At 62.0% G+C, this 23,220-nt stretch carries 20 protein-coding genes; 3 read left to right on the forward strand and 17 right to left on the reverse strand.

The genetic code is table 11. The features are described from left to right. Positions 1 to 700: 700 nt before the first annotated feature. The 3 genes from tsaB to ppc all read right to left on the reverse strand — a co-directional run bounded on the left by tsaB (position 701) and on the right by ppc (position 5,060). Positions 701 to 1,384 (reverse strand): tRNA (adenosine(37)-N6)-threonylcarbamoyltransferase complex dimerization subunit type 1 TsaB, encoded by a 684-nt coding sequence (gene tsaB, locus KVG91_RS26845; RefSeq protein ID WP_169375576.1) that lies wholly within the window; start codon positions 1,382 to 1,384, stop codon positions 701 to 703. Between the two features lie 88 nt (positions 1,385 to 1,472). Next, positions 1,473 to 2,120: an adenylate kinase gene (adk, locus tag KVG91_RS26850; protein ID WP_169375575.1), complete on the reverse strand. Its 648-nt coding sequence runs from the start codon at positions 2,118 to 2,120 to the stop codon at positions 1,473 to 1,475. 294 nt (positions 2,121 to 2,414) lie between these two features. Then, the gene (gene ppc, locus KVG91_RS26855; RefSeq protein WP_169375574.1) at positions 2,415 to 5,060 is read right to left on the reverse strand and encodes a phosphoenolpyruvate carboxylase; all 2,646 of its coding nucleotides are present in this window, start codon (positions 5,058 to 5,060) and stop codon (positions 2,415 to 2,417) included. 186 nt (positions 5,061 to 5,246) lie between these two features. Here ppc and KVG91_RS26860 point away from each other — a divergent pair, with 186 nt between their 5' ends. From KVG91_RS26860 to KVG91_RS26870, 3 genes are all read left to right on the forward strand, one after another. After that, positions 5,247 to 5,591: a pilin assembly protein gene (locus tag KVG91_RS26860; RefSeq protein WP_169375573.1), complete on the forward strand. Its 345-nt coding sequence runs from the start codon at positions 5,247 to 5,249 to the stop codon at positions 5,589 to 5,591. A 289-nt stretch (positions 5,592 to 5,880) separates the two neighbouring features. Further along, the gene (locus KVG91_RS26865) at positions 5,881 to 6,291 is read left to right on the forward strand and encodes a DUF4398 domain-containing protein (RefSeq protein ID WP_173390380.1); all 411 of its coding nucleotides are present in this window, start codon (positions 5,881 to 5,883) and stop codon (positions 6,289 to 6,291) included. A 55-nt stretch (positions 6,292 to 6,346) separates the two neighbouring features. Continuing rightward, positions 6,347 to 7,132, forward strand: a complete 786-nt coding sequence (locus tag KVG91_RS26870; RefSeq protein ID WP_076955095.1) for an OmpA family protein — start codon at positions 6,347 to 6,349, stop codon at positions 7,130 to 7,132. Between the two features lie 321 nt (positions 7,133 to 7,453). Here the strand turns inward: KVG91_RS26870 and KVG91_RS26875 are convergent, their stop codons facing one another. From KVG91_RS26875 to KVG91_RS26940, 14 genes are all read right to left on the reverse strand, one after another. Beyond that, complete coding sequence (locus tag KVG91_RS26875) at positions 7,454 to 7,780, reverse strand: hypothetical protein (RefSeq protein ID WP_076955097.1); 327 nt, start codon at positions 7,778 to 7,780, stop codon at positions 7,454 to 7,456. Then, on the reverse strand, positions 7,777 to 8,682 hold the full coding sequence (locus KVG91_RS26880) for an alpha/beta hydrolase (RefSeq protein ID WP_169375572.1): 906 nt from the start codon (positions 8,680 to 8,682) through the stop codon (positions 7,777 to 7,779). Before KVG91_RS26880 ends, KVG91_RS26875 begins: the two co-directional genes overlap by 4 nt. A 174-nt stretch (positions 8,683 to 8,856) precedes the next feature. Next, a complete protein-coding gene (locus KVG91_RS26885; RefSeq protein WP_169375571.1) occupies positions 8,857 to 10,134 on the reverse strand; it encodes a flavohemoglobin expression-modulating QEGLA motif protein in 1,278 nt (425 codons plus the stop codon). 21 nt (positions 10,135 to 10,155) lie between these two features. Then, positions 10,156 to 10,704, reverse strand: coding sequence for a hypothetical protein (locus tag KVG91_RS26890; RefSeq protein WP_169375570.1), 549 nt, complete (start codon positions 10,702 to 10,704; stop codon positions 10,156 to 10,158). Between the two features lie 128 nt (positions 10,705 to 10,832). Continuing rightward, positions 10,833 to 11,549 (reverse strand): TetR/AcrR family transcriptional regulator, encoded by a 717-nt coding sequence (locus KVG91_RS26895; RefSeq protein ID WP_169375569.1) that lies wholly within the window; start codon positions 11,547 to 11,549, stop codon positions 10,833 to 10,835. A gap of 152 nt (positions 11,550 to 11,701) precedes the next feature. Next, complete coding sequence (gene lysS, locus KVG91_RS26900; RefSeq protein WP_169375568.1) at positions 11,702 to 13,204, reverse strand: lysine--tRNA ligase; 1,503 nt, start codon at positions 13,202 to 13,204, stop codon at positions 11,702 to 11,704. 62 nt (positions 13,205 to 13,266) lie between these two features. After that, positions 13,267 to 14,362 (reverse strand): peptide chain release factor 2 gene (gene prfB / locus KVG91_RS26905; protein WP_169375567.1). Its coding sequence is split into 2 segments (ribosomal slippage): positions 13,267 to 14,289 and positions 14,291 to 14,362, totalling 1,095 coding nucleotides; the frame shifts between segments, so codons are not numbered across the junction. 331 nt (positions 14,363 to 14,693) lie between these two features. After that, positions 14,694 to 15,695 (reverse strand): response regulator, encoded by a 1,002-nt coding sequence (locus tag KVG91_RS26910; protein WP_169376715.1) that lies wholly within the window; start codon positions 15,693 to 15,695, stop codon positions 14,694 to 14,696. Between the two features lie 51 nt (positions 15,696 to 15,746). Beyond that, positions 15,747 to 16,757: a chemotaxis response regulator protein-glutamate methylesterase gene (gene cheB / locus KVG91_RS26915; protein WP_169376714.1), complete on the reverse strand. Its 1,011-nt coding sequence runs from the start codon at positions 16,755 to 16,757 to the stop codon at positions 15,747 to 15,749. Continuing rightward, complete coding sequence (locus tag KVG91_RS26920) at positions 16,754 to 19,042, reverse strand: hybrid sensor histidine kinase/response regulator (protein ID WP_169376713.1); 2,289 nt, start codon at positions 19,040 to 19,042, stop codon at positions 16,754 to 16,756. The genes cheB and KVG91_RS26920 overlap by 4 nt, the downstream gene beginning before the upstream one ends. Further along, entirely contained in the window at positions 19,039 to 19,740 is a 702-nt protein-coding gene (locus tag KVG91_RS26925; RefSeq protein WP_169376712.1) for a chemotaxis protein CheW, read from the reverse strand. The genes KVG91_RS26920 and KVG91_RS26925 overlap by 4 nt, the downstream gene beginning before the upstream one ends. Continuing rightward, positions 19,737 to 21,014 (reverse strand): CheR family methyltransferase, encoded by a 1,278-nt coding sequence (locus tag KVG91_RS26930; protein ID WP_169376711.1) that lies wholly within the window; start codon positions 21,012 to 21,014, stop codon positions 19,737 to 19,739. Before KVG91_RS26930 ends, KVG91_RS26925 begins: the two co-directional genes overlap by 4 nt. Further along, a complete protein-coding gene (locus tag KVG91_RS26935; protein WP_169376710.1) occupies positions 21,011 to 21,523 on the reverse strand; it encodes a chemotaxis protein CheW in 513 nt (170 codons plus the stop codon). The genes KVG91_RS26930 and KVG91_RS26935 overlap by 4 nt, the downstream gene beginning before the upstream one ends. Beyond that, positions 21,523 to 23,145, reverse strand: coding sequence for a methyl-accepting chemotaxis protein (locus KVG91_RS26940; RefSeq protein ID WP_169376709.1), 1,623 nt, complete (start codon positions 23,143 to 23,145; stop codon positions 21,523 to 21,525). The genes KVG91_RS26935 and KVG91_RS26940 overlap by 1 nt, the downstream gene beginning before the upstream one ends. Positions 23,146 to 23,220 lie beyond the last annotated feature (75 nt).

Genomic DNA, 23,220 nt, shown 5'->3' on the forward strand with positions numbered 1-23,220 from the left:
GGCTCGGTGTGCCCTCACTCCGGCTTGAATCCGTGGGCCGCCGTCATGGGCCATCCTTGGCCCAGGACGGCTAACCCGGCGTCCTGCCGGGTTACCCACGGATTCAAGCCTGCGTTCGGCCAGCGTGGTTAACGGGGCGCCTGAGATCAAGATCAAAAGCCAGATCAAGAGCAGATCAAGATCAGGTTAAGTGGCACTCCACCGATCTGCTTTCCTGTGGGAGCTGGCTTGCCTGCGATGCAGTCACCTCGATACAGCAGGCACACCGAGTTGATGTTATCGCAGGCAAGCCAGCTCCCACATTTGAACTGAGATCGACATACCAAACCGGTCGGCTCTAAGGCCGCCGCGCTTTGGCTTTTGATCTGGGATCGCCCCGTCAAACACGCTGGCCGAACGCAGGCTTTGGAGCGTGGGTAACCCGGCAGGACGCCGGGTTAGCCGCGCTGGGCCAAGGATGGCCCATCGCCGCGGCCCACGCTCCAAAGCCGGAGTGAGGGCATGCCGAGCCTAGGCGAGGCACCGAGTGTTGGGGCGAGGACCTTTTGCTTACTTTTGGGTCCTTCCAAAAGTGAGCCGCCGTAAGGGCGGAACCCTAAGCCGCCGTGACCGCAGGAATGGATATGTACGCGGTCAAACCCAACTACAGGGTCGGCCCGAAGGCCGCCACGGGAGCAAGCTCCCTCGCCACATTTAAAGCCTAAAGCCCACGCTCAGCCTTGGTCTGCGCCACCTTATCGCGCAGATACACCGGCGCTGCCTGGTCCGCGGGAATCGCCTCCCCGCGCTCAAACGCAAACCGCGCCAACGCCAATAGGTCTTCAGCATGGGGTAGCATCCCAGCATCCTTACCAACCAACTGCACACCGATCCGCTCGCCATAACCCCAACCAGTACCAGCACCAAACCACTCGCCGCCGACATCCAACGGCAACACGGACGATTCCGGTGGCTGCACCGCTTCTACGCCGACAAGGCGCATCTCCCCGGCCGTTTCGCGATAGCAGCCCCAATAAACCTCATCCATGCGCGCATCGATCGCCGCCGCCACCTGGGAAGCACCGTGCTCCCGCAACGCGCGCTGGGCCAGCACGGCCAGGTTGGACACCGGCAATACCGGGCGCTCCAGTGCAAACGCCAGGCCTTGCACCACGCCGATGGCGATGCGCACGCCGGTAAACGCACCCGGCCCACGGCCGAAGGCGATGGCATCGACCGCAGCCAGCGTAATGCCTGCGTCCTCAAGCAATTGCTTGATCATCGGCAACAGCTTCTGCGCGTGCAGGCGCGGGATCACCTCGTAGTGGCTCGTGACCTTGCCGTTGTGCAGCAGGGCTACGGAGCAAGCTTCAGTCGCGGTGTCCAGGGCCAGCAGGGTGCTCATCGGTGTCGGTGTCCAAGTCAAAAAAGTGCGCCAGTATAAACAACAACGGCCCGCAAGCGGGCCGTTATCCGTGAAGCCGGTCGTGCGGTCAGCTCAGTGCTTGCAGCACTTTGGCCGTGATCGCTTCAACCGAGCCGACGCCAGGAATATGGCTGTACTTCGGCTTGCCCTGGGCGGCGGACAGCTTCTGGTAGAAGTCCACCAACGGCTTGGTCTGGGAGTGGTAGACCGACAGGCGATGACGCACGGTTTCTTCCGTGTCGTCTTTACGCTGCACCAGGTCTTCACCGGTGACATCGTCCTTGCCTTCAACCTTTGGCGGGTTGTAGACGAGGTGATACACGCGGCCCGAACCTTCGTGAACGCGACGACCGGCGATGCGCTGCACGATCTCTTCATCTTCAACGGCGATTTCAACCACGGCATCCAGCTCGACGCCGGCCTTTACCAGGGCTTCAGCCTGGGGAATGGTGCGCGGGAAGCCGTCGAACAGGAAACCGTTCTTGCAGTCTTCCTGGCTGATACGTTCCTTGACCAGGTTGATGATCAGGTCATCGGAAACCAGGCCGCCGCTGTCCATCACACTCTTGGCGATCAGGCCCAGCTCGGTGCCGGCCTTGACGGCCGCGCGCAGCATGTCGCCGGTGGAGATTTGTGGAATGCCGAATTTTTCAGTGATGAACTTTGCCTGAGTACCTTTACCGGCCCCGGGAGCTCCCAGCAGAATGACGCGCATTGATGTGCTCCTCAATTTTTTATAGAGATGACGCTCGGATTCGCCGCATGGGGCCAATCTCGTAAAATATGGCGTGTAAAAATATGGGTCCAGGCCGCCCAAACGGCCAAAGGCTGATCAAGATACACAGCGGGCCCTATCCATACAAGCCGCCAAAAGTCGCAGGAACCTGCGCCGCACATGCCTCATAGGTAGGGTGTGCCTGGGTGCAACCCGACCCGTCAAACGACGGCCGCCCATTTCAGGGCGGCCGTCGCGGTTTATCCGCAAGCTGTTGAGAACACGCAAAAAACCTCAGCCGGTGTTACGCAAACCGGCGGCAATACCGGCCACCGACACCAGCAGCGCCTGTTCCAGAGGGCTGTCCTGCGCCGCTTCCTGCTGGCGCGAGCGCGCCAGCAACTCGGCCTGCAGCAAGTGCAAGGGGTCGAGGTAGGTGTTGCGCAAGCGGATGAACTCCAGGGTGTCCGGGCTATGCGCCAGCAGTTGCGACTGGCCCGTCAGGCCAAGCACCACGCCGCACGCCTGCGACAATAGGTCGCGCAAGTGGGCACCCAAAGGCAGCAGGTCCGGCTGCACCAGGCGCTCGTCATACAGGCGGGCGATATCGGCATCGGCCTTGGCCAGCACCATTTCCAGCATATCGATGCGGGTGCGGAAGAACGGCCACTGCTCGCGCATCTGCCCCAGCAGTTCGCCTTCGCCGCGCTCCAGGGCCTTGCTCAGCGCCGCCTCCCAACCAAGCCAGGCCGGCAGCATCAGGCGGGTCTGGGTCCAGCCGAAGATCCATGGGATCGCGCGCAGGCTTTCAATCCCACCCGCACGGCGCTTGGCCGGCCGGCTGCCCAACGGCAACCGGCCCAGCTCCTGTTCCGGGGTGGACTGGCGGAAATACTCGACGAATTGCGGATTTTCCCGCACCACCGCGCGATACGCGCTCACACCGTCAGCCGCCAATTCGTCCATCAAATGGCGCCAGGCCGGCTCCGGAGGGGGTGGCGGCAACAGCGTCGCCTCCAGTACCGCCGCCAGATAGAGGTTGAGGTTCTGCTCGGCGATATCCGGCAGGCCGAACTTGAAGCGGATCATTTCACCCTGCTCGGTGGTACGGAAACGCCCCGCCACCGAACCCGGCGGTTGCGACAGAATCGCCGCGTGGGCCGGACCGCCGCCACGCCCAACCGTGCCGCCACGACCGTGAAACAACAGCAATTCCACTTGTTGTTCGCGGCAGATATCCACCAACCGTTCCTGCGCGCGGTATTGCGCCCAGGCCGCAGCGGTGGTGCCGGCGTCCTTGGCCGAGTCCGAGTAGCCGATCATCACTTCCTGCGGGCCTTGCAAACGCGTGCGATAACCCGGCAGCAGCAATAACTGCTCGATCACCGGGCCGGCGTTATCCAAGTCGGCCAGGGTTTCGAACAGCGGCACTACGCGCATCGGCCGCTGCACGCCCGACTCTTTAAGCAGCAGTTGCACCGCCAGCACGTCCGACGCAGCGCCAGCCATGGAGATGACATACGAGCCCAAGGACGCGGCGGGTGCGGCGGCAATTTCCTTACAGGTGTTAAGCACCTCGGCCGTGTCGGCAGACGGTTTGAAATACTCCGGCAACAGGGGGCGACGGTTAGCCAGTTCCTTCATGAGGAAGCTGATACGCGTCTCTTCGTCCCAGTCTTCATAGCGCCCCAGCCCGAGATAATCGGTGATCTCGGTCATGGCCGCCGAGTGGCGACTTGAGTCCTGGCGCACATCCAGCCGCACCAGGAACAATCCGAAGGTCACTGCCCGGCGCAGGCAGTCAAGCAGCGGGCCATCGGCGATCACGCCCATGCCGCACTCATGCAGCGACTGGTAGCACAACTGCAGCGGCTCCAGCAGGTCGCGGTTGTCCTGCAACACCTCGGCCGGCGCCGGTGCGCTGCTGCTCAACGCGCTATGGGCCCACTGGCGCGTGGCGCGCAGGCGCTCGCGCAATTGCTTGAGCACGGCGCGATAAGGCTCGACGTTGTCGCCGACCTTGGCCTGCAAGGCCGGGCTGGCTTGCTGCATCGACAATTCGGCGGCCAGTTGGTCAACGTCGCGCAGGTACAGGTCGGCGGCCATCCAGCGTGCCAGCAGCAATACTTCGCGGGTGACCGGCGCGGTCACATTCGGGTTGCCGTCACGGTCGCCGCCCATCCACGACGCAAAGCGAATGGGCGCGGCTTCCAAGGGCAAGCGCAGGCCGGTTGCGGCGTGCAACGCCTGGTCAGCCTTGCGCAGGTAATTGGGGATGGCGTGCCACAGCGAATGCTCAATCACCGCAAAGCCCCACTTGGCCTCGTCCACCGGGGTGGGCCGGGTGCGGCGAATTTCTTCGGTGTGCCAGGCTTCGGCGATCAAGCGTTGCAGGCGCTGGCGGATCTGCTCGCGCTCGGCGCTCGTGAGGTCGCGATGATCCTGCAGCGCCAGTTGTGCGGCGATGGCATCGTACTTCTGGATCAGGGTGCGGCGCGCCACTTCGGTGGGGTGTGCAGTAAGGACCAGTTCGATCTCCAGACGCCCCAGTTGCCGGGCCAGGGACTCGTTGCTGTGGCCTTCGCTTTGCAGGCGCGCCAGCAGTTCCGGCAATACCCGCGATTCGAACGGCGCGGGTTGCGACTCGTCGCGCCGGTGAATCAGCTGGTACTGCTCGGCGATATTCGCCAGGTTGAGGAACTGGTTGAACGCCCGGGCGACCGGCAGCAGTTCCTGTTCCTGCAACTGGTTCAGGCGGGTACTCAGTTCATCGCCGGCTGTTTTCTCGGAAATGGCTCCGTGGCGATCCGCCTTGGCGCCTTTGCGGATTTGCTCGATCTTGTCGAGGAAATCATCGCCGTACTGCTCTCGAATGGTATTGCCCAACAGCTCACCCAGCAGGTGAACGTCCTCACGCAAGCGTGCATCGATATCACTCATCAGCCAATCTCCAGCCAGAAATCCGGGACGCGCAGGTTTGCCAGAGTGCCGCCAGCGCTCATTTATGACAAGACTTTAAACCTTGTCGGTTGCAGCGAGTCTGATGACTTAAGCCGCCCGTGTTCATCCATGCGAGCGACGGGTCACTCATCACCGCCTGCCTTCGCGGGCTTTACTGAGGTTGCCATGAAAATCCGAGAACTGGCCCAGCATTGGGAAGAGAACGCCAAGGGTCGCCTGACCAAAACCGAGTACGCGATCCATCTGGACGTGGAGTCCGCCGCAAGGCTGGCGGCTATCGCCGAGATGTACCCCAAGCGCCACCCCGAAGAATTGCTCGGCGAGCTGATCGGCGCCGCCCTCGAAGAGCTCGAGGCCAGCTTTCCCTACATCAAGGGCCAGCAAGTCATTGCCACCGATGAAGAAGGCGATCCGCTGTATGAAGACGTCGGCCCTACGCCACGCTTCCTCAGCTTGTCTGGCCGCTATCTGAACGACTTGTCGGCTACTTCCGACGAGCAGAAACACTGATCCTCTCGTGCAACCTTCCCTGTATTCCGGGCCTCCAGTGGGCCCTGAGTACCGCTGCGCAAGGCAGAAGTTCCAATTTCTTACCCTGACCAATCAGTCAAAATATTTTTTCAGGCAAATCGCCACCTCCGCTGAACTTTTGAAAAAAGCCTCCGGTCACAGCCAGTAAGCCATCACTTGGAACGGCCGTTTTAAAAGGCACTTGTAGCTTTATTGCCAGGGCCGCAGCCGCATTCCGGTGACATGGATTTAAATGTTTTTCAGGAGTTATCCAATGGAGTTGAAGACGATGAAGACCAGCACTGCCAAATCCTCGTTTAATCACCTGCGCGGGCTTAAATTGGCCGCGCTGGCAATCGGCACCAGCTTCGTCCTGGCGGGCTGCGCCGGCAACCCTCCGACCGAGCAGTACGCGGTTACCCAGTCTGCGGTGAACAGCGCCGTCAGCGCCGGCGGCACCGAGTACGCCGCTGTTGAAATGAAGTCGGCCCAGGACAAGCTCAAGCAAGCCGAGATTGCCATGCACGACAAGAACTACGACGAAGCCCGCCGCCTGGCTGAACAAGCCGAGTGGGACGCTCGCGTCGCAGAGCGCAAGTCCCAGGCCGCCAAGGCTGAACAGGCCGTGAAGGATTCTCAGAAGGCTGTTGACGAGCTGCGTAAGGAAGGCATGCGCCCGGCTGCTATCCAGCAGAAGTAAGACGCTTGCTGTGACCGAACCGCACCTGATATCGAATTGAAAGGACGACACGACTATGCGTAAACAATTGATGATCCCTGCCCTGCTGGCGATGAGCGTTGCACTGGCGGCTTGCTCCACCCCGCCGAACGCGAACCTGGAAAACGCACGGACCAACTTCTCGGCCCTGCAGACCAACCCGCAGGCCACCAAGCTGGCGGCGCTGGAAACCAAGGACGCCAGCGAATGGCTGGACAAGGCTGACAAGGCCTACCGCGATAAAGAAGACGAGAAGAAAGTCGACCAGTTGGCCTACCTGACCAACCAACGCGTTGAAGTGGCCAAAGACACCATCGTGCTGCGCGAATCCGAAGCCAAGCTGAAGAACGCCGGCGACGAACGCGCCCGCGCATTGCTGGACGCTCGCGATGCGCAAATCAAGCAACTGCAGGACAGCCTGAACGCCAAGCAAACCGATCGCGGCACCCTGGTGACCTTCGGTGACGTGCTGTTCGCCACCAACAAGTCCGATCTGAAATCCAGCGGCCTGGTCAACATCACCAAGCTGGCCCAGTTCCTGCGCGACAACCCTGACCGTAAGGTGATCGTCGAAGGCTACACCGACAGCACCGGATCCGACTCGTACAACCAGAGCCTGTCGGAGCGTCGTGCCGCTTCGGTACAACGTGCACTGGCTCAACAAGGCGTGGACATCTCGCGTATCGTGACCCAGGGTTATGGCAAGGAATACCCGGTTGCCGACAACACCAGCGTGTCGGGCCGTGCCATGAACCGTCGTGTCGAAGTGACCATTTCCAACGACAACCAGCCGGTCAAGCCACGTTCGTCGATGGCGAACTGATTGATTGAAGCGGGATAGGAAAAACCCACCTTACGGTGGGTTTTTTTACGGCTTGTCTAACTCAATCGTACGCGCCGTGTGGTAGTCCGGCATGTTTATCTTCGAACTATAACTACTCTCTGACGGCGTGTGCGCCTGCTGCTGATCCTTTTTCTGCTTGACGTAGCTGCGCTCCAGCGCCTCATGCGTCCTGACCATGTTCAACATATTGCGTATCGCAACATTATCTATCGCCACTTTGTCGGCCCCGCTCGGTATAAATCACAACGCTATCTGTGGCTCCTGACACAAAACGGTTCCAGCTTTCCGACACTCGGCGTCCTATTGCTGAAGTTGCGGTGTCTCCTGCCCCATGCAACGCACCGCCTGCTTCTTGTTGTTCACCAGCACGCCACTGAGGCCTTTCTGCTCGGTATCAAACATCACCAGCACGCCATCAACGCACTGTGCCACTTGCGCGGCAGGCGTCACGGAGATCTTGTAGTCCTCGCCGGGCACGGTCTTGAGCATAGTGAAATCGCTGAGCAGCAGCGCATCTTCCGGTTTGGCAAAGTGCAGGTAACCATAGAACCACAGGCAACCGACGGTACCGATGATGGTGCCAATGCCGGTGAGGATCAGCGGGATCATGTTGCGTTCTTCGCTCATTGCGGGCTCTCTGGGGAATCAGGTTTGGGAGTGGGGTAGTTCGGAATTTCGCCCAGCCGGCGCAGGCCGTTGAAGTGCTGTGGGTCATCCAGGTAGCGCAGCATCACGGTTTGCCAGGTCTTGTCGGCAAAGGTCTGCACATGGCCACCGCGGGTCAATTGCAATACCCGAGGCGGCGGCGCGGCCTGATACAGGCGGATGCCGTTGTTCACAGGCACGATCGGGTCGTCCAGACTGTGAAACAGCAGCTTCGGCACGCCCGTCAGCCGTGGCATGGCGGCGATTGCACTGTCGCCGTCCGGTACCAGCCAGGACAGCGGCACCTGGAACGGCCATGTTAACCATGAGGTGCTCAGGGCGAATTGTCCTACGTCACGATAACTGGCAGGCACACCGTCCAGCACCAGGGCCTTGAGCCGTGATTGCCGCTCCGGGTGGGCTGCCAGGTAGTGCACCGCCAGCGCGCCGCCCAGGCTCTGGCCCAGCACGATCAGCGGCTGCCCCTGAGTTTCGGGCGCCTCGTCGATCCAGCTGAATGCGGCATCCACATCCTGATACACCGCAGGTAACGAGGGCTTGCCTTGGGACAAGCCGTAACCGCGATAGTCGAGCAGCAGCACTTGGTAACCCTGCTCGGGCAACCACCAGCTACCGCCCAGGTGCCAGGCCAGGTTGCCGCCGTTGCCGTGCAGGTGCAGCACCGTGCCCTTGAGCGCAACGCCGGGCTTGGCCGGCAGCCACCAGGCGTGGAGCTTGACGCCGTCGGCGGTGATCAGGGTGACGTCGCGGTACTCCAGGTGCGCTTTTTCCGGCGTGAACGGCAGACCCGGTTCGGGGTAGAACAGCAGCGAGCTGCAGCCGTTCAGGGTGAGTAGCAGGCATAGAATGCCGAGGATTCTCATCCGTTGAAACCTCGTGAATGGGTTGGAAATCAATCTACAAGCCAGTAAATATCCAATGTGGGAGCTGGCTTGCCTGCGATAGCGGTCTTTCAGTGAAACAACTGTGACTGATACACCGCTATCGCAGGCAAGCCAGCTCCCACAGTTTTGATCGGGTTTCGTCAGGGATAGTCTCTATAGGATATTGGAGTAATCCGCCTCGATCCGGTCCAGACTCAAGTGGTTGAGGAAGTTGGAGAAACACATCCAGGCCGCCAGCGCGTTCATGTCGCGGAACTGTTCCGGCAGGTATTTGGGCGGCACCACCAGGCCTTCGTCGACCAGCTGGCGCAGCGTACGCATGTCTTCCAGGGTGGTCTTGCCGCAGAACAGCAGCGGCACTTGCTCCAGCTTGCCTTTGCGCACGGCGAGCTGGATGTAGTTGTAGACCATGATGAAGCCCTTGAGGTAGGACAGGTCCTTGGTAAACGGCAGACCGTTCGGCACCGAGCCACGGAATACGCGGCTGGCGTTGCCATAGCTTTCGGCCATTTCAAAACCTTGCTCGCGGAAGAACTCGAACACCTGGAGGAAGTCGGCGCCCTCTTCCACCATGTGGATCGCGCGGGTACGGTTGGTCAGTTTGCGCAGGCGGCTTGGGTAGGAGGCGAAGGTGATGATCTCCATCAGGATCGCCAGGCCTTCCTGGGTCACGGTGGACGACGGCGGCCCCTTGGACAGGAAGGTGCAGATCGGCTGGTTCTGGCCATTGAGGGTGGTGCCGACATGCACCAGGCCTTCATGCACTTCCAGGGCGCGCACATCGCGGTCGTTGAACATCGCGTCAGCGCGAATCTTGATGTAGTCGGCGCCCGCCGCCGCGTCGGCGACGATCCCGTCGGACTCGAACACGCGAATGGTCTCTTCGGCCTCGCCGAAGACCTTGTTCAAGCGCGTTTGCAGCAGGGCCACGGCGTCCTTGGCGGTGAGGGTCTTGGCTTCGTCCTTGAGGTCGCCACGCCCGTCGATGTTGTTCAGGTAGTCGGAAAGCATCAGGCCCAGGTCGGCCAGGGTCGGGTCGCCGGCGTGGAAGGCATCGGAGGCGGCGCCGTACAGCTCCTGGGAAATCAGGCCGAAATCCTCGGTGCCGCGCGCTTCAAGCATGCGCACCACCATGCGGTATTCCTTGCACATGCGGCGCATGATCTGGCCCACCGGGCTGAACTGGCCGAGGCGACGGGTGATGTCGCGCTCGATGTTCTGGAACTCCAGCTTCACCGCGCTGGAGTCGAACGACAGTGGCCGATTCAGATAGTAATCACGGTCGACCGCCGGCATTTCCTTGCCCTTGGCCTTGAGAAATCCCTGGCGAATGTTGTCGTCCCACTTCACGGCGTCGAGGACGCGTATCGGTGTTTGCGCCAGCACAATGCGATCAGACAAGGTGCGTATCGTCTGCTGGTAATCGTCCACCCGGTGCTTCCTCTTTGAACGTTATCGGCCCGCGCGCCGGTAGCGCACGGCTTGCACAAATACATCGGCGTTGGCCGGGTCATCCAGGTAGGCAAACACCTGGTCAATATGGCTGTCCACCAGCACGCCCTCGCCTTCGACGGTTTCCACGGTGCTGCCGCGCAGCGTCTGTTGGCCGATGGCCTGGCGGATCTGGTCGAGGTCGAGGTTGTAGACCACCAATTCGTGCTTTTCGTTGATCTCAAAACCGGCCAGGATGAAATGCCCACCCAGTTTGGCCGGCAACGGCGCCGACAAGTACCAGCGATTGCCATGGCGCGAAACTGTAAACAGGTACTCGTCGCGCTGGCCCGGCTTGCCTGTAGGGTAGCTCACGGCCTTATAACGGTGTTCACCGGCGCGGGTGATGTTCAGGTTGAGCGGCTCGCCCCAGGCGTTCTTGCTGGCCCATTGGCCCAGCAGTTCACCCGGCGCCGCTTCGCGCGCGGGCAATGGGTTCTTGAAGGTGACAAGGCAACCGCTGAGCAGCAGGAACGACAAGGCGATTGCCGCAAGACGCCAGGTTTTCATGTGATACCCCGTCAGATATGGGCGCTGGCTTGCCTGCGATACAGGCACCTCGATACTTCAGGTACACCGAGGTGATGCTATCGCAGGCAAGCCAGCTCCCACATAAAGCAGATCGCGCACAGGCCTGGCTAGACCGAGGCCAATACCAAATGCATGTAACGCTTGAGGATCTCAAGCATCTCTTCGCCGGTCAGAGGCTCTGCGCTGCCCAGCAGGCCCTGATATTCCATCCGACTGATTATCGCCGTCAACACTTTGGCATCCTGTTGCGGTTCGCGCGAGCCCAGTACCTGGAAAAACTGCCCGGTGCCTTGCAACAGGATTTGCTGATGGGAATGCACCAGTTCCGCCAGGCGCGGGTTGAGCAACGCCTCCTGGCGAAAGGCCTGCTCGGCCATCAGGTGTTCACGGCGGTTGGTCAGTTGACGCAAGACATAATCGGCGGTCAGCCGCGCGATGTCATCGGCCAGTTGCGAGCGCGACGCCGGGCTGCCATCGCCGTAGGCGACCATTTCGCGCAGCAGGCCCTCGTTACGCACCCATAGCTTGCCCATGTAGGCGGCGCTGCGCTCGACGTATTGGGCAAAGGTATCGGTGAGCAAGTCGTCGATATCCTTGAAATAGTAGGTAGTGGCCGACAGCGGCACCCCTGCCTCCGCCGCCACCGCCCGATGGCGCACGGCCCGCACGCCGTCGCGCACCACAATACGCATGGCCGCGTCGAGAATGTCCTGCCTGCGTTGTTCGCTGCCGCGACGGCTGGCCTTGCGGCCTTGATATTGGACGCTTTCAGCCACGGCAGCGGCAATGCCGGCGGCGCCTTCTTGTGCGGTTACGCGGTTCACGACAAATCTTCCTTTATAAGGTGACGCGGATCGTCACGGTATGCATTCCCACGCAGAGCGGGGGAACGATAACCTGGCGCTGTTTGCTTGACGCTTATAAACGCCGCATAAAAAAGCCGCCTTATAAAAGGCGGCTCTGGATTTCACTACGGTTACGCTTGTGGCCGCATGTGCGGGAACAGGATCACGTCGCGGATCGACGGCGAGTCGGTCAGCAGCATCACCAGGCGGTCGATGCCGATGCCTTCACCGGCCGTTGGCGGCATGCCATATTCCAGGGCGCGGACGAAGTCGGCGTCGTAGTGCATGGCCTCATCGTCGCCAGCGTCCTTGTCGGCCACCTGGGCCATGAAGCGCTCGGCCTGATCTTCCGCGTCGTTCAACTCGGAGTAGGCGTTGGCGATTTCGCGGCCGCCGATGAACAGCTCGAAACGGTCGGTGACGTTCGGGTTGTCATCGTTGCGACGGGCCAGCGGCGACACTTCGAACGGGTACTGGGTGATGAAGTGTGGCTGTTCCAGCTTATGCTCCACCAACTCCTCGAAAATCATCACCTGCAGTTTGCCCAGGCCTTCGAAGCCGAGCACCTTGGCCCCGGCTTTCTTGGCGATGGCACGGGCCTTGTCGATGTCGTTCAGGTCCTCGGCGGTCAGGTCGGGGTTGTACTTGAGGATCGAATCAAACACCGACAGGCGCACGAACGGCTCGCCGAAGTGGAACACCTTGTCACCGTACGGCACGTCGGTGCTGCCCAGCACCAGCTGCGCCAGCTCGCGGAACAGTTCTTCGGTCAGGTCCATGTTGTCTTCGTAGTCGGCGTAGGCCTGGTAGAACTCCAACATGGTGAATTCCGGGTTGTGGCGGGTCGAGACACCTTCGTTACGGAAGTTGCGGTTGATCTCGAATACCTTCTCGAAGCCGCCGACCACGAGGCGCTTGAGGTACAGCTCCGGCGCGATACGCAGGAACATTGGCAGGTCCAGCGCATTGTGGTGGGTTTCGAACGGCTTGGCCGCGGCGCCACCAGGAATGGTTTGCAGCATCGGCGTTTCCACTTCCAGGAAGTCACGCTGCATCAGGAAGCTGCGGATATGCGCAATGACTTGCGAGCGCACGCGGAAGGTCTTGCGCACGTCTTCGTTGACGATCAGGTCGACGTAGCGCTGGCGATAGCGTTGCTCGGTGTCGGTCAGGCCGTGGTGCTTGTCCGGCAGCGGGCGCAGCGACTTGGTCAGCAGGCGCACCTGGGTCATTTCAACGTACAGGTCGCCCTTGCCGGAGCGGGCCAGGGTGCCTTCGGCTGCGATGATGTCGCCCATGTCCCAGGTTTTCACCGCGGCCAGGGTTTCTTCGGAAAGGGTCTTGCGATTGACGTAGACCTGAATACGCCCGGTCATGTCCTGGATCACCATGAACGAGCCACGGTTGAGCATGATGCGACCTGCCACCTTGACCGGGATCGCAGCCTCTGCCAGTTCTTCCTTGGTCTTATCCGCGTATTGCTTCTGCAAGGCCTCGCAGTAGTTTTCGCGGCGGAAGTCATTGGGGAAGGCATTGCCCTTGGCGCGCTCGGCAGCAAGCTTTTCCTTGCGCAGGGCGATCAGGGAGTTTTCTTCCTGTTGCAGGGCTTGCGGATCGAGTTGTTGGTCGCTCATGTCTTTTGATTTTCCATCAGGTTCGTTGTCCCAGGCCTCAGGCCGGGGATCGCCTACAGTCTTTACAGCCCCGATTTCAGGCTGGCTTCCAGGTATTCGTCGATATCGCCGTCGAGCACCTTGTCGCAGTCACTGCGTTCGATGTTGGTGCGCAGATCCTTGATCCGCGACGCATCGAGCACATAAGAACGGATCTGGTGGCCCCAGCCGATATCCGACTTGGTGTCTTCCAGCGCCTGGGAAGCGGCGTTGCGCTTCTGCATCTCCTGCTCGTACAACTTGGCCCGCAACATTTTCATGGCGGTGTCTTTGTTCGCGTGCTGGGAACGTTCGTTCTGGCAGCTGACCACGGTGTTGGTCGGTACGTGGGTGATACGTACGGCTGAGTCGGTGGTGTTAACGTGCTGGCCACCGGCACCGGAGGAACGGTAGGTGTCGATGCGCAAGTCGGCCGGGTTGATCTCGATTTCGACTTTGTCGTCGATCTCTGGCGAGACGAAAATGGCGCAGAACGACGTATGGCGACGGTTGCCGGAGTCAAACGGGCTCTTGCGCACCAGGCGGTGCACGCCGATCTCGGTGCGCAGCCAGCCAAAGGCGTACTCGCCCTTGATATGCACGGTCGCGCCCTTGATACCGGCGACTTCACCGGCGGACAGCTCCATGATGGTCGCTTCGAAACCGCGCTTGTCCGCCCAGCGCAGGTACATGCGCAGCAGGATGTTGGCCCAGTCCTGGGCCTCGGTGCCGCCGGAACCGGCCTGGATATCCAGGTAAGCGTTGTTCGGGTCCATTTCATGGCTGAACATGCGGCGGAATTCGAGCTTGGCGAGGTTTTCCTCGAGACGGGCCAGCTCGGCGACGACATCGCCCACTGCGCCTTCATCGTTTTCTTCGACGGCCATGTCCAGCAGGTCGCGGCAATCGCCCAGACCGGTGTTCAGTTCGTCGAGGGTGTCGACGATCTGCGCCAGCGCAGCGCGTTCGCGGCCCAGTTCCTGGGCGTATTCAGGTTTGTTCCAGACAGCAGGATCTTCAAGCTCACGATTGACTTCGGTCAGACGCTCATGCTTTTGATCGTAGTCAAAGATACCCCCGAATAGTTTCGGAGCGCTCGGACAGGTCCTTGATGGTGTTAAGGATCGGGTTGATTTCCATGGCGGGCAGCACTCGTTGGCGAACTTTTGAAAGCCGGCGAGTATAACGGCAAATGGGGTCAAACGGCAGCCCGCTTGGCGAAAAGGCGAGTTTGATGACCGATGAATATCCAATGTGGGAGCGGGCTTGCTCGCGAAGGCGGTGTGTAGTGAGCGGGCTTGCCCCGCGCTGGGCTGCGAAGCAGCGCCAATGAAAGACACCGCGCAGTTCCAGATAAAACCAGGTCGCCTGGTTTGGGGCGGCTTCGCCACCCAGCGCGGGGCAAGCCCGCTCACTACACACCGCTATCGCAGGCAAGCCAGCTCCCACAGGGCTTCGGTGTTGTTCTGAATTACTCGATCCCGACCTGATTACGCCCATTATGCTTGGCCGTATACAACCCCTTGTCCGCCGCCATGATCAACTGCCGGCAATCGGTGCCCTGCACCGGGGTCATCGTCGACAGGCCGATGCTGATGGTCAGGCTTGCGCCCTCGGTTGGGGCGATGTGCGGGATTTTCAGCGCCGCCACCGCCATGCGCAGTTTCTCGGCCACCAGCCGCGCGCCGCCCGGCGAGGTGCTGGGCAGCACCAGGGCGAACTCTTCGCCGCCATAACGCGCCGGCAGGTCGGAAGGACGGCTGCTGGCTTCACGGATGGTGTTGGCGACTTTGCGCAAGGCTTCGTCGCCCTCGACATGGCCAAAACTGTCGTTGTAGGTCTTGAAGAAGTCCACGTCGATCATCAGCAGCGATAGCTGGGTCTGGTCGCGCATGGCACGGCGCCATTCCAGTTCCAGGTATTCATCGAAGTGCCGGCGGTTCGACAGCCCGGTAAGCCCGTCGGAGTTCATCAGCCGCTGCAGCACCAGGTTGGTGTCCAGCAGTTGTTGCTGGCTGACCCGCAGCGCACGGTAGGCCGCGTCCCGCTGCAGCAGGGTCATGTAGGAGCGCGAGTGATAGCGAATACGCGCCACCAGTTCGATGTTGTCCGGCAGCTTGACCAGGTAGTCGTTGGCGCCGGCCGAGAACGCCGCGCTTTTGATCAGCGGGTCTTCCTTGGTGGAAAGCACGATGATCGGGATGTTCTGGGTGGCCGGGTGGTTGCGGTATTCGCGCACCAGGGTCAGGCCATCGAGGCCGGGCATCACCAGGTCCTGCAGGATCACGGTCGGTTTGATGCGGATCGCCTGGGCAATCGCCTGGTGCGGGTCGGCGCAGAAGTGGAAGTCGATGTTTTCTTCATGGGCCAGGCCACGGCGCACGGCTTCGCCAATCATGGCCTGGTCGTCGACCAGCAACACCATGGCGGCGTTTTCGTCGGTCTTGATGTCGTCGATCTGTAAATCATTCATGTGCAGTCACCTGAATTGCTTCCTGCCGGTCAGCACTGCGCAGGGGAGTGATCATATTGCAAACACCTCCAGCAATCGGGGCGCAATCCTGTCCAGTGGGCGAATTTCAACAGCGGCATCAATTGCCGCCGCCGCTTTGGGCATGCCATACACCGCCGAGCTTTGCTGATCCTGGGCGATGGTCAAATAACCTTGTTCACGCAGCAACTTGAGGCCCTGGGCCCCGTCGCGGCCCATGCCGGTCAACAGAACGCCGACGGCATCGCCGTTCCAGTGGCGGGCCACGCTTTCGAAAAACACATCGATCGAAGGCCGGTAGATCTCGTTCACCGGCTCTGCGGTATAGGCTAGCGTGCCATTTTTCAATAAACGAATGTGGTGGTTGGTGCCGGCCAGCAGCACCACGCCACTTTGCGGTGGCTCGCCTTCGCGGGCCAGGCGCACCGGCAGGCCAGAGGCGCTGCTCAGCCACTCGGCCATGCCGGCGGCGAACACTTGGTCCACATGCTGCACCAGCACAATGGCGGCCGCAAAGTCCCGGGGCAAACCCTTGAGCAGGACTTCCAGGGCGGCCGGGCCGCCGGCCGAGGAGCCGATGGCCACCAGGCTCTGGCGTTTGCCGGTGATACGCGGTGCCACGCTTTCAGCCCGCACCCGGCTGCCGCGCTGGCCGATCAACCAGCCGATATTGAGGATCTTGCGCAGCAGCGGCGCAGCCGCGTCCTTGGGGTTGCCGACGCCCAGGGGCGGCGTGTCCACCACATCCAGGGCGCCGTGGCCCATGGCCTCGAACACGCGACTGACATTGGCTTGGCGGTCGACCGTCACAATGACGATGGCGCACGGGGTCTCGGCCATGATCTGCCGGGTGGCCTCAACGCCGTCCATCACTGGCATGATCAGGTCCATCAGGATCAGGTCCGGGGTGAGCTCGGCGCAGCGCTGCACCGCTTCCAGGCCATTGCTGGCGACCCACACAACCTGGTGCGCGGGCTCGAAGCTCAAGGCGCGGCGCAAGGCTTCCACCGCCAGGGGCATGTCATTGACGATTGCAATCCTCATGCCCGCGCGCCTCCGATCAGCTCCATTACGGCGTCCAGCAGGGCGTCGTCATGAAAGCTGGCTTTGGCTAGATAATAGTCGGCGCCGGCGTCCAGTCCACGACGTCGGTCTTCTTCGCGATCCTTGTAGGACACCACCATCACCGGCAACGATTGCAGGCGACTGTCACGGCGCAAGAGTGTGACCAATTCAATACCGTCCATACGAGGCATATCAATATCTGTGATCAACAGGTCAAAGTCTTCGGAACGCAAGGCGTTCCAGCCGTCCATGCCATCGACCGCCACGGCCACTTCGTAACCACGATTAAGCAATAATTTGCGCTGCAGCTCACGCACGGTCAGCGAGTCGTCGACCACCAGCACCCGCTTGCGCGGCGCCTCGGTGGTTTGTTGGTTGCGCCGGGCAATACGTTCCAATCGGCCGGTATTGAGCAGTTTATCCACCGAGCGCAGCATGTCTTCCACGTCGACGATCAATACCACCGAACCGTCGTCCAGCAGGGCGCCGGCGGAAATATCCTGGACCTTGCCCAGGCGATCATCCAGCGGCAGCACCACCAGCGTACGCTCGCCGATAAAACGCTCCACGGCAATCCCGTACACCGCATCGCGCTCGCGGATCACCACCACTTTGAGCGTTTCGGACTGACTTTGCCCCGCCGGGCGCTGCAACAGTTGGCTGGCGGCGACCAGGCCGACATGCCGGCCTTCATGCCAGAAATGCTGGCGGCCTTCCAACTGCACGATATCGTCCGGCGCCAGGTCGCACATGCGCTCGATATGAGCCAGCGGGAACGCATAGGCTTCTTCGCCGACTTCCACCACCAGGCTGCGCACCACCGACAGGGTCAGCGGCACTTCGAGGTGGAAACGGCTGCCCTGCCCCGCCGTCTGCTCCAGCACCACCGCACCGCGCAGTTGGCGGACCATATGCTGCACCGCGTCCAGGCCGACTCCGCGCCCGGACACTTCGGTGACCTTGTCGCGCAGGCTGAACCCCGGCAGGAACAGGAACGTGAGCAACTCTTCTTCGCTCAAGCGCAGCGCCGTTTCCAGTGGCGACAGATGCCGGTCGACGATGGTGCCGCGCAGGCGCTCCAGGTCGACGCCATTGCCGTCGTCGCTCAACTCCAGCACCAGCAAACCGGCCTGATGAGACGCACGCAGGCGGATCAGGCCCTCAGCCGGCTTGCCCGCCAACAAGCGTTGCTCAGGCATTTCGATGCCGTGGTCAACGGCATTGCGCAACAGATGGGTAAGCGGCGCTTCGAGTTTTTCCAGCACGTCGCGGTCGACCTGGGTCTTTTCACCTTCGATCTCCAGGCGCACCTGCTTGCCCAGGCTACGGCCGAGGTCGCGCACCATGCGCGCCTGGCCGGCCAGCACATCGGCAAACGGACGCATGCGGCAGGCCAGCGCGGTGTCGTAGAGCACTTGGGCGCGCTGCCCGGCCTGCCAGCCGAACTCGTCCAGCTCGGCGGTTTTTTCCGCCAGCAAGGCCTGGGCCTCGCTGAGCAGGCGGCGCGTGTCCGCCAGGGCCTCCTGGGCTTCAAGGCTCAGATGCTGGGTCTTGAGCTGCCCATCCAGGGTATCCATTGCCCGTACGCTCTGGCTTTGAATGCGCTTGAGGCGCTGCAGGCTGGCCAGATACGGCTTGAGTCGCTGGGTTTCCACCAGGGATTTGCTCGACAGGTCCAGCAGGCTGTTCAAGCGCTCGGCCGTCACGCGCAGGACGCGCTCGCCGCCCTCGGTCATGCGTTTGCCCTGGCGCGGCGGCTCGGCGGCAACCGACGGCGCGGGTTCGGGTTCCGGTGGCGGCTCTTCAACTACGGGCGCCGGGGCCGGCTCAGTCGGTGTCGGTGTCGGTGTCGGTGTCGCTTTGATCGGTGCCTGTGACGGGTCCAGCAGGCGCTCCATCAATGCCACATAGGCTTCGATATCCGCAGGCCCGACGTCATTGCCCGGCGTGGCGATGCGCATCAGCAGGTCGGTGCCCTGCAGCAGCGCATCGATGTGTTCGGGCTGCAGGTACAGGCGGCTTTCCTGGGCACTGACCAGGCAATCCTCCATGACATGGGACACGCTGACGCCGGCGTCTACCCCGACAATGCGCGCGGCGCCCTTGAGCGAGTGCGCCGCGCGCATGCACGCCTCCAACTGGTCGGCCTGGGTCGGGTTGCGTTCCAGGGCCAGCAGGCCCGCGCTCAGTACCTGGGTCTGCGCATCGGCTTCCAGGCTGAACAGTTCCAGCAGCGAGGCATCGCGCATCTGGTCGGGGGTCATGTGAGGCTCCGGGTCACGGCGGACAGCAATTGCGCCTCGTCCAGCCACCGCAGGCTGCGGCCTTTCCACTGCAGAACGCCTTGGGTGAAGCGCCCGCTGGCCTGGGTGCCCGAGGCGGATGCCGCTTTCAAGGTGCGCTCATCGATGGCATGGATACCGTCGACTTCATCCACCGGCACCACCACCGGGCCATCCTGCGCGGCGATGATCAGCATGCGCGGCATGATGCGCCCGCCGCTGGCACCACGGGTCGTGGCATCCAGGCCGAGCAGCTCCACCAGCGACAGGCACGCCACCAGCGCGCCACGCACATTGGCCACGCCGAGCAAGGCGCGGGAACGCTGATGCGGCAGGGAATGAATCGGTTGCAGCGGCGCCACTTCCACCAGGCAGCGGGTGGCAATGCCCAGCCATTCTTCGCCGAGGCGAAACATCAGCAGGGAACGGGTGACCACGTCCTCGCCCCGTTCGACGGCGGCGTGCGGGCGATGGGCCTCCCGCTGCAAGGCGTAACGGTCGAGCAAGCGCGTGGCGGCCGCCGAGTACACCGAGCAGTTACGGCAATGGATATGGTCAGCCAGCAGCGGGCAGGACTTATCGCCATGGATACCGATGCGGTTCCAGCAGTCGTCGATGGCTTGGGCATCGGCCAGGGTCAAGGCCAGGCCTGCGGTGTCGAGCGCCTCGGTGTTATTCATCGTTTGGACTCACTGTCAGCTCGCTCGCTACGGGCGGCCCGCGCCTGCAAGCGGCGCGCCCCCGCACTGTCGCCCTGGGCCTCGAGTAACGCGGCCAGGTGCATCAAGGCCTGCGGGTGCTGAGGCTCCAGGTACAAGGCTTTTCGATAATAGCCCTGGGCTTCCAGGGCATTGCCGGCCACGTCGCTGAGCAGCCCCAGCCAGTAAAACACCTGGGCGGCGGGCGGGTGGTGCTTCAGATAGTGCTCGCAAGCGGCGCGGGCATCAAAACTTTTGCCTTCGTTGGCCAGGGTGGCGATGCGGCTGAGCAGCTCGGCCGCGTCGGACGGCGGCGCCTTGACCGGCAGCATTGGGGCGCTGAGCGTGCTGAACGGCCGCGGCCTGGTCGGAATTGATGCCGCGCTGCGCTGAGGCATAGGTGCCGGGATCGGCACCGACATGGACATGAATACCGGCCGTGGTTCCGGCTTGACCGGCTCGGCATGCCGACTGAATGCAAAGGACTGCGGCACACCAATCGAACGCATCCCATGGCGCCCCAGCAGACCGCCCTCGGCCGGGCCGATAAACAGCACGCCGTCCAGATGAGTCAGGCCCTTGAGCACCTCAAACACCTGCTGCTGGGTCGCCTGGTCGAAGTAGATCAGCAGGTTGCGGCAGAAGACAAAGTCATAGCTCGCCTCATTGGCCAGCAGCGCCGGGTCGAGCAGGTTGCCGACTTGCAGGCGCACCTGTTCGCGCACGCGGTCGGCAATGTGGTAGCCGTCGCCATGCTCGATGAAATGCCGGTCGCGAAAAGCCAGATCACCGCCGCGAAACGAGTTCCTGCCATACACCCCGCGTCGCGCGCGCTCCACTGACAACGGGCTGACATCCAGGCCCAGCACCTTGAACTGGTGCGGCGCCAGGCCGGCATCCAGTAGCGCCATGGCAATCGAATAGGGCTCTTCACCCGTCGAGCACGGCAAGCTGAGGATGCGCAGTGCGCGCATCTGCTTGATCTCGGCCAGGCGCGCGACAGCCAGGCGGGCTAGGGTCGCGAAGGATTCGGGGTAACGGAAAAACCAGGTTTCGGGGACGATCACCGCTTCGATCAGCGCTTGCTGTTCATTCTCCGAACTCTGCAGGTGCTGCCAATATTCGCCGGGCGTCTGCGCATTGACCGCCTGGGTACGCTGGCGCACCGCACGCTCGATAATGGCCTCGCCAACCGACGCGACGTCCAGGCCAATGCGCTCTTTGAGGAAGGCAAAAAAACGCGGGTCGTCGCTCATACGCTCAGCTCGGCAGAAAACAGCACGGCGCGCACATCGTCGGTGAGCAATTCATTGACGCCGATCCACTGCATCAAGCCCAGGGCGTCCTCACGCACCGGCCCCAGGTAAGGCGCCTCGCGGTTATCCAGGCCATAAGGCTTGAACTCGCCCAGGTCGCACCGCAGGGTGTCGGTGGCTTGTTCCAGGATCAGTCCCAGCCAGCGTGCCTCGACCCACGGCTGCGGCTGGTAATTGACCAGTACCAGGCGTGTGCTGGTGCGGGCCTGGGCCGGTTTGCCGAAGGTCAGGGCGCTGAGGTCGATCACCGGCACCAACGCGCCACGATGGGCAAAGATGCCCGCCACCCACGACGGCGCATGGGCGATGGGCTTCAAAGGCAGGCGCGGCAGCACCTCGGCCACTTCGGTGGCCTTGAGGGCATAACGTTCGCCGCCGATGTTAAACACCAGGAACAACGCTTTTTTCGCTGCCGGGACGGCGCCGCGTTTAGCCGCGAGGTCGCTCATCAGACTTTGAAACGCGACACGCCGCTGCGCAGACCGACCGCAACCTGGCTCAGTTCATCGATGGCAAAGCTGGCCTGGCGCAGGGACTCCACCGTCTGGCTGCTGGCATCGCCCAGTTGCACCAGCGCGTGGTTGATCTGCTCGGCGCCGGTGGCCTGGGCCTGCATGCCTTCGTTGACCATCAACACCCGCGGCGCCAGGGCCTGGACCTGATGGATGATCTGCGACAGTTGCTCGCCGACTTGCTGCACCTCAAACATGCCGCGACGCACTTCCTCGGAAAACTTGTCCATGCCCATCACGCCGGCGGAGACGGCCGATTGGATCTCGCGCACCATCTGCTCGATGTCGTAGGTCGCCACGGCGGTCTGGTCAGCGAGGCGGCGCACTTCGGTGGCGACCACGGCAAAACCGCGGCCGTACTCACCCGCCTTCTCGGCCTCGATGGCGGCATTGAGCGACAGCAGGTTGGTCTGGTCGGCGACCTTGACGATGGTGACCACCACCTGGTTGATGTTGCCGGCCTTCTCGTTGAGGATCGCCAGCTTGGCGTTGACCAGGTCGGCGGCGCCCATCACCGAGTGCATGGTTTCTTCCATGCGCGCCAGGCCTTGCTGGCCGGAACCGGCGGCGACCGACGCCTGGTCGGCGGCCGTGGACACCTCGGTCATGGTGCGCACCAGGTCCTTGGACGTGGCCGCGATTTCGCGGGACGTGGCGCCGATTTCAGTGGTGGTCGCGGCCGTTTCGGTCGCGGTCGCCTGTTGCTGCTTGGAGGTGGCGGCAATCTCGGTCACCGAGGTCGTCACTTGCACCGACGAGCGCTGCGCCTGGGACACCAGGGCCGTGAGCTCGGTCATCATGTCGTTGAAGCCGGTTTCCACCGCGTTGAATTCGTCCTTGCGCGCAAGGTTCAAGCGCTTGCTCAGGTCGCCGTCGCGCATGGTTTCGAGGATATCGACGATGCGCTGCATCGGCGCCATGATCGCGCGCATCAGCAGCAGGCCGCACAGGCCGGCGGCAAGGATGGCGATGATCAGCGACACGGCCATGCTGATCTTGGCCGACATCACTGACTCGTCGATCGCCGCCGTGGCGCGGTCAGACACATTCTTGTTTTCAGTGATGATGTCGTTGAGCTTCATGCGCCCTTCGGTCCAGATCGGCGTCAATTGCTCCTCGAGCAGCACGTTCGCCCCCGCCAGATCGTTGGCTTCCACGCGCTCCAGCACTTTGGCCAGGACCCGGTTGTAATTGATGTGCGCCGCCTTGAAGTTATCGAACTCCATGCGATCGGCCTGGCCATGAATGGTTTTTTCGTAGTTAGCCATCTGCTGTTCGATACGCGCTTCGAAGGACTTGTAGTCCGTCCTGTCGGAATTGGTGAAGGTTTTGTCGTCCCTCAGCCCAATGATATCGATGGTTTCCAGGTAGCTGTCGACCCACGCGCTGCGGATCATCGAACTGAGGTAAACCCCCGGCACCGCGTCGTCGCGCACAGACTCCTGGCTGGTTTCGATCTGCAACAACCGTGAGTAGGACACCACGACCATCAGCAGCATGATCGCGATAATGACCGCAAAGCTCGCCAGAATCCGCTGGCGCAAGGTCCAATTCTTCACAGTGTTTCCTCGAAGTGCCGATCAAATGCGGGGGAGTATAGCCGAGCATTGGCCGTATTAATTCAATGGCTTCGC

Source organism: Pseudomonas azadiae, assembly GCF_019145355.1.
Lineage (GTDB): Bacteria > Pseudomonadota > Gammaproteobacteria > Pseudomonadales > Pseudomonadaceae > Aquipseudomonas > Aquipseudomonas azadiae.

Excerpts from the sequence above, each read along its gene's own strand:
- KVG91_RS26880 (WP_169375572.1), bottom strand. The coding sequence starts at position 8,682 with ATGAGAATCCTCGGCATTCTATGCCTGCTACTCACCCTGAACGGCTGC.
- KVG91_RS26870 (WP_076955095.1), top strand. The coding sequence starts at position 6,347 with ATGCGTAAACAATTGATGATCCCTGCCCTGCTGGCGATGAGCGTTGCA.
- cheB (WP_169376714.1), bottom strand. The coding sequence starts at position 16,757 with ATGAGGATTGCAATCGTCAATGACATGCCCCTGGCGGTGGAAGCCTTG.
- ppc (WP_169375574.1), bottom strand. The coding sequence starts at position 5,060 with ATGAGTGATATCGATGCACGCTTGCGTGAGGACGTTCACCTGCTGGGT.
- lysS (WP_169375568.1), bottom strand. The coding sequence starts at position 13,204 with ATGAGCGACCAACAACTCGATCCGCAAGCCCTGCAACAGGAAGAAAAC.
- KVG91_RS26890 (WP_169375570.1), bottom strand. The coding sequence starts at position 10,704 with ATGAAAACCTGGCGTCTTGCGGCAATCGCCTTGTCGTTCCTGCTGCTC.
- KVG91_RS26925 (WP_169376712.1), bottom strand. The coding sequence starts at position 19,740 with ATGAATAACACCGAGGCGCTCGACACCGCAGGCCTGGCCTTGACCCTG.
- tsaB (WP_169375576.1), bottom strand. The coding sequence starts at position 1,384 with ATGAGCACCCTGCTGGCCCTGGACACCGCGACTGAAGCTTGCTCCGTA.
- KVG91_RS26910 (WP_169376715.1), bottom strand. The coding sequence starts at position 15,695 with ATGAATGATTTACAGATCGACGACATCAAGACCGACGAAAACGCCGCC.
- KVG91_RS26875 (WP_076955097.1), bottom strand. The coding sequence starts at position 7,780 with ATGAGCGAAGAACGCAACATGATCCCGCTGATCCTCACCGGCATTGGC.
- KVG91_RS26930 (WP_169376711.1), bottom strand. The coding sequence starts at position 21,014 with ATGAGCGACGACCCGCGTTTTTTTGCCTTCCTCAAAGAGCGCATTGGC.
- KVG91_RS26920 (WP_169376713.1), bottom strand. The coding sequence starts at position 19,042 with ATGACCCCCGACCAGATGCGCGATGCCTCGCTGCTGGAACTGTTCAGC.
- adk (WP_169375575.1), bottom strand. The coding sequence starts at position 2,120 with ATGCGCGTCATTCTGCTGGGAGCTCCCGGGGCCGGTAAAGGTACTCAG.
- KVG91_RS26865 (WP_173390380.1), top strand. The coding sequence starts at position 5,881 with ATGAAGACCAGCACTGCCAAATCCTCGTTTAATCACCTGCGCGGGCTT.
- KVG91_RS26935 (WP_169376710.1), bottom strand. The coding sequence starts at position 21,523 with ATGAGCGACCTCGCGGCTAAACGCGGCGCCGTCCCGGCAGCGAAAAAA.
- KVG91_RS26860 (WP_169375573.1), top strand. The coding sequence starts at position 5,247 with ATGAAAATCCGAGAACTGGCCCAGCATTGGGAAGAGAACGCCAAGGGT.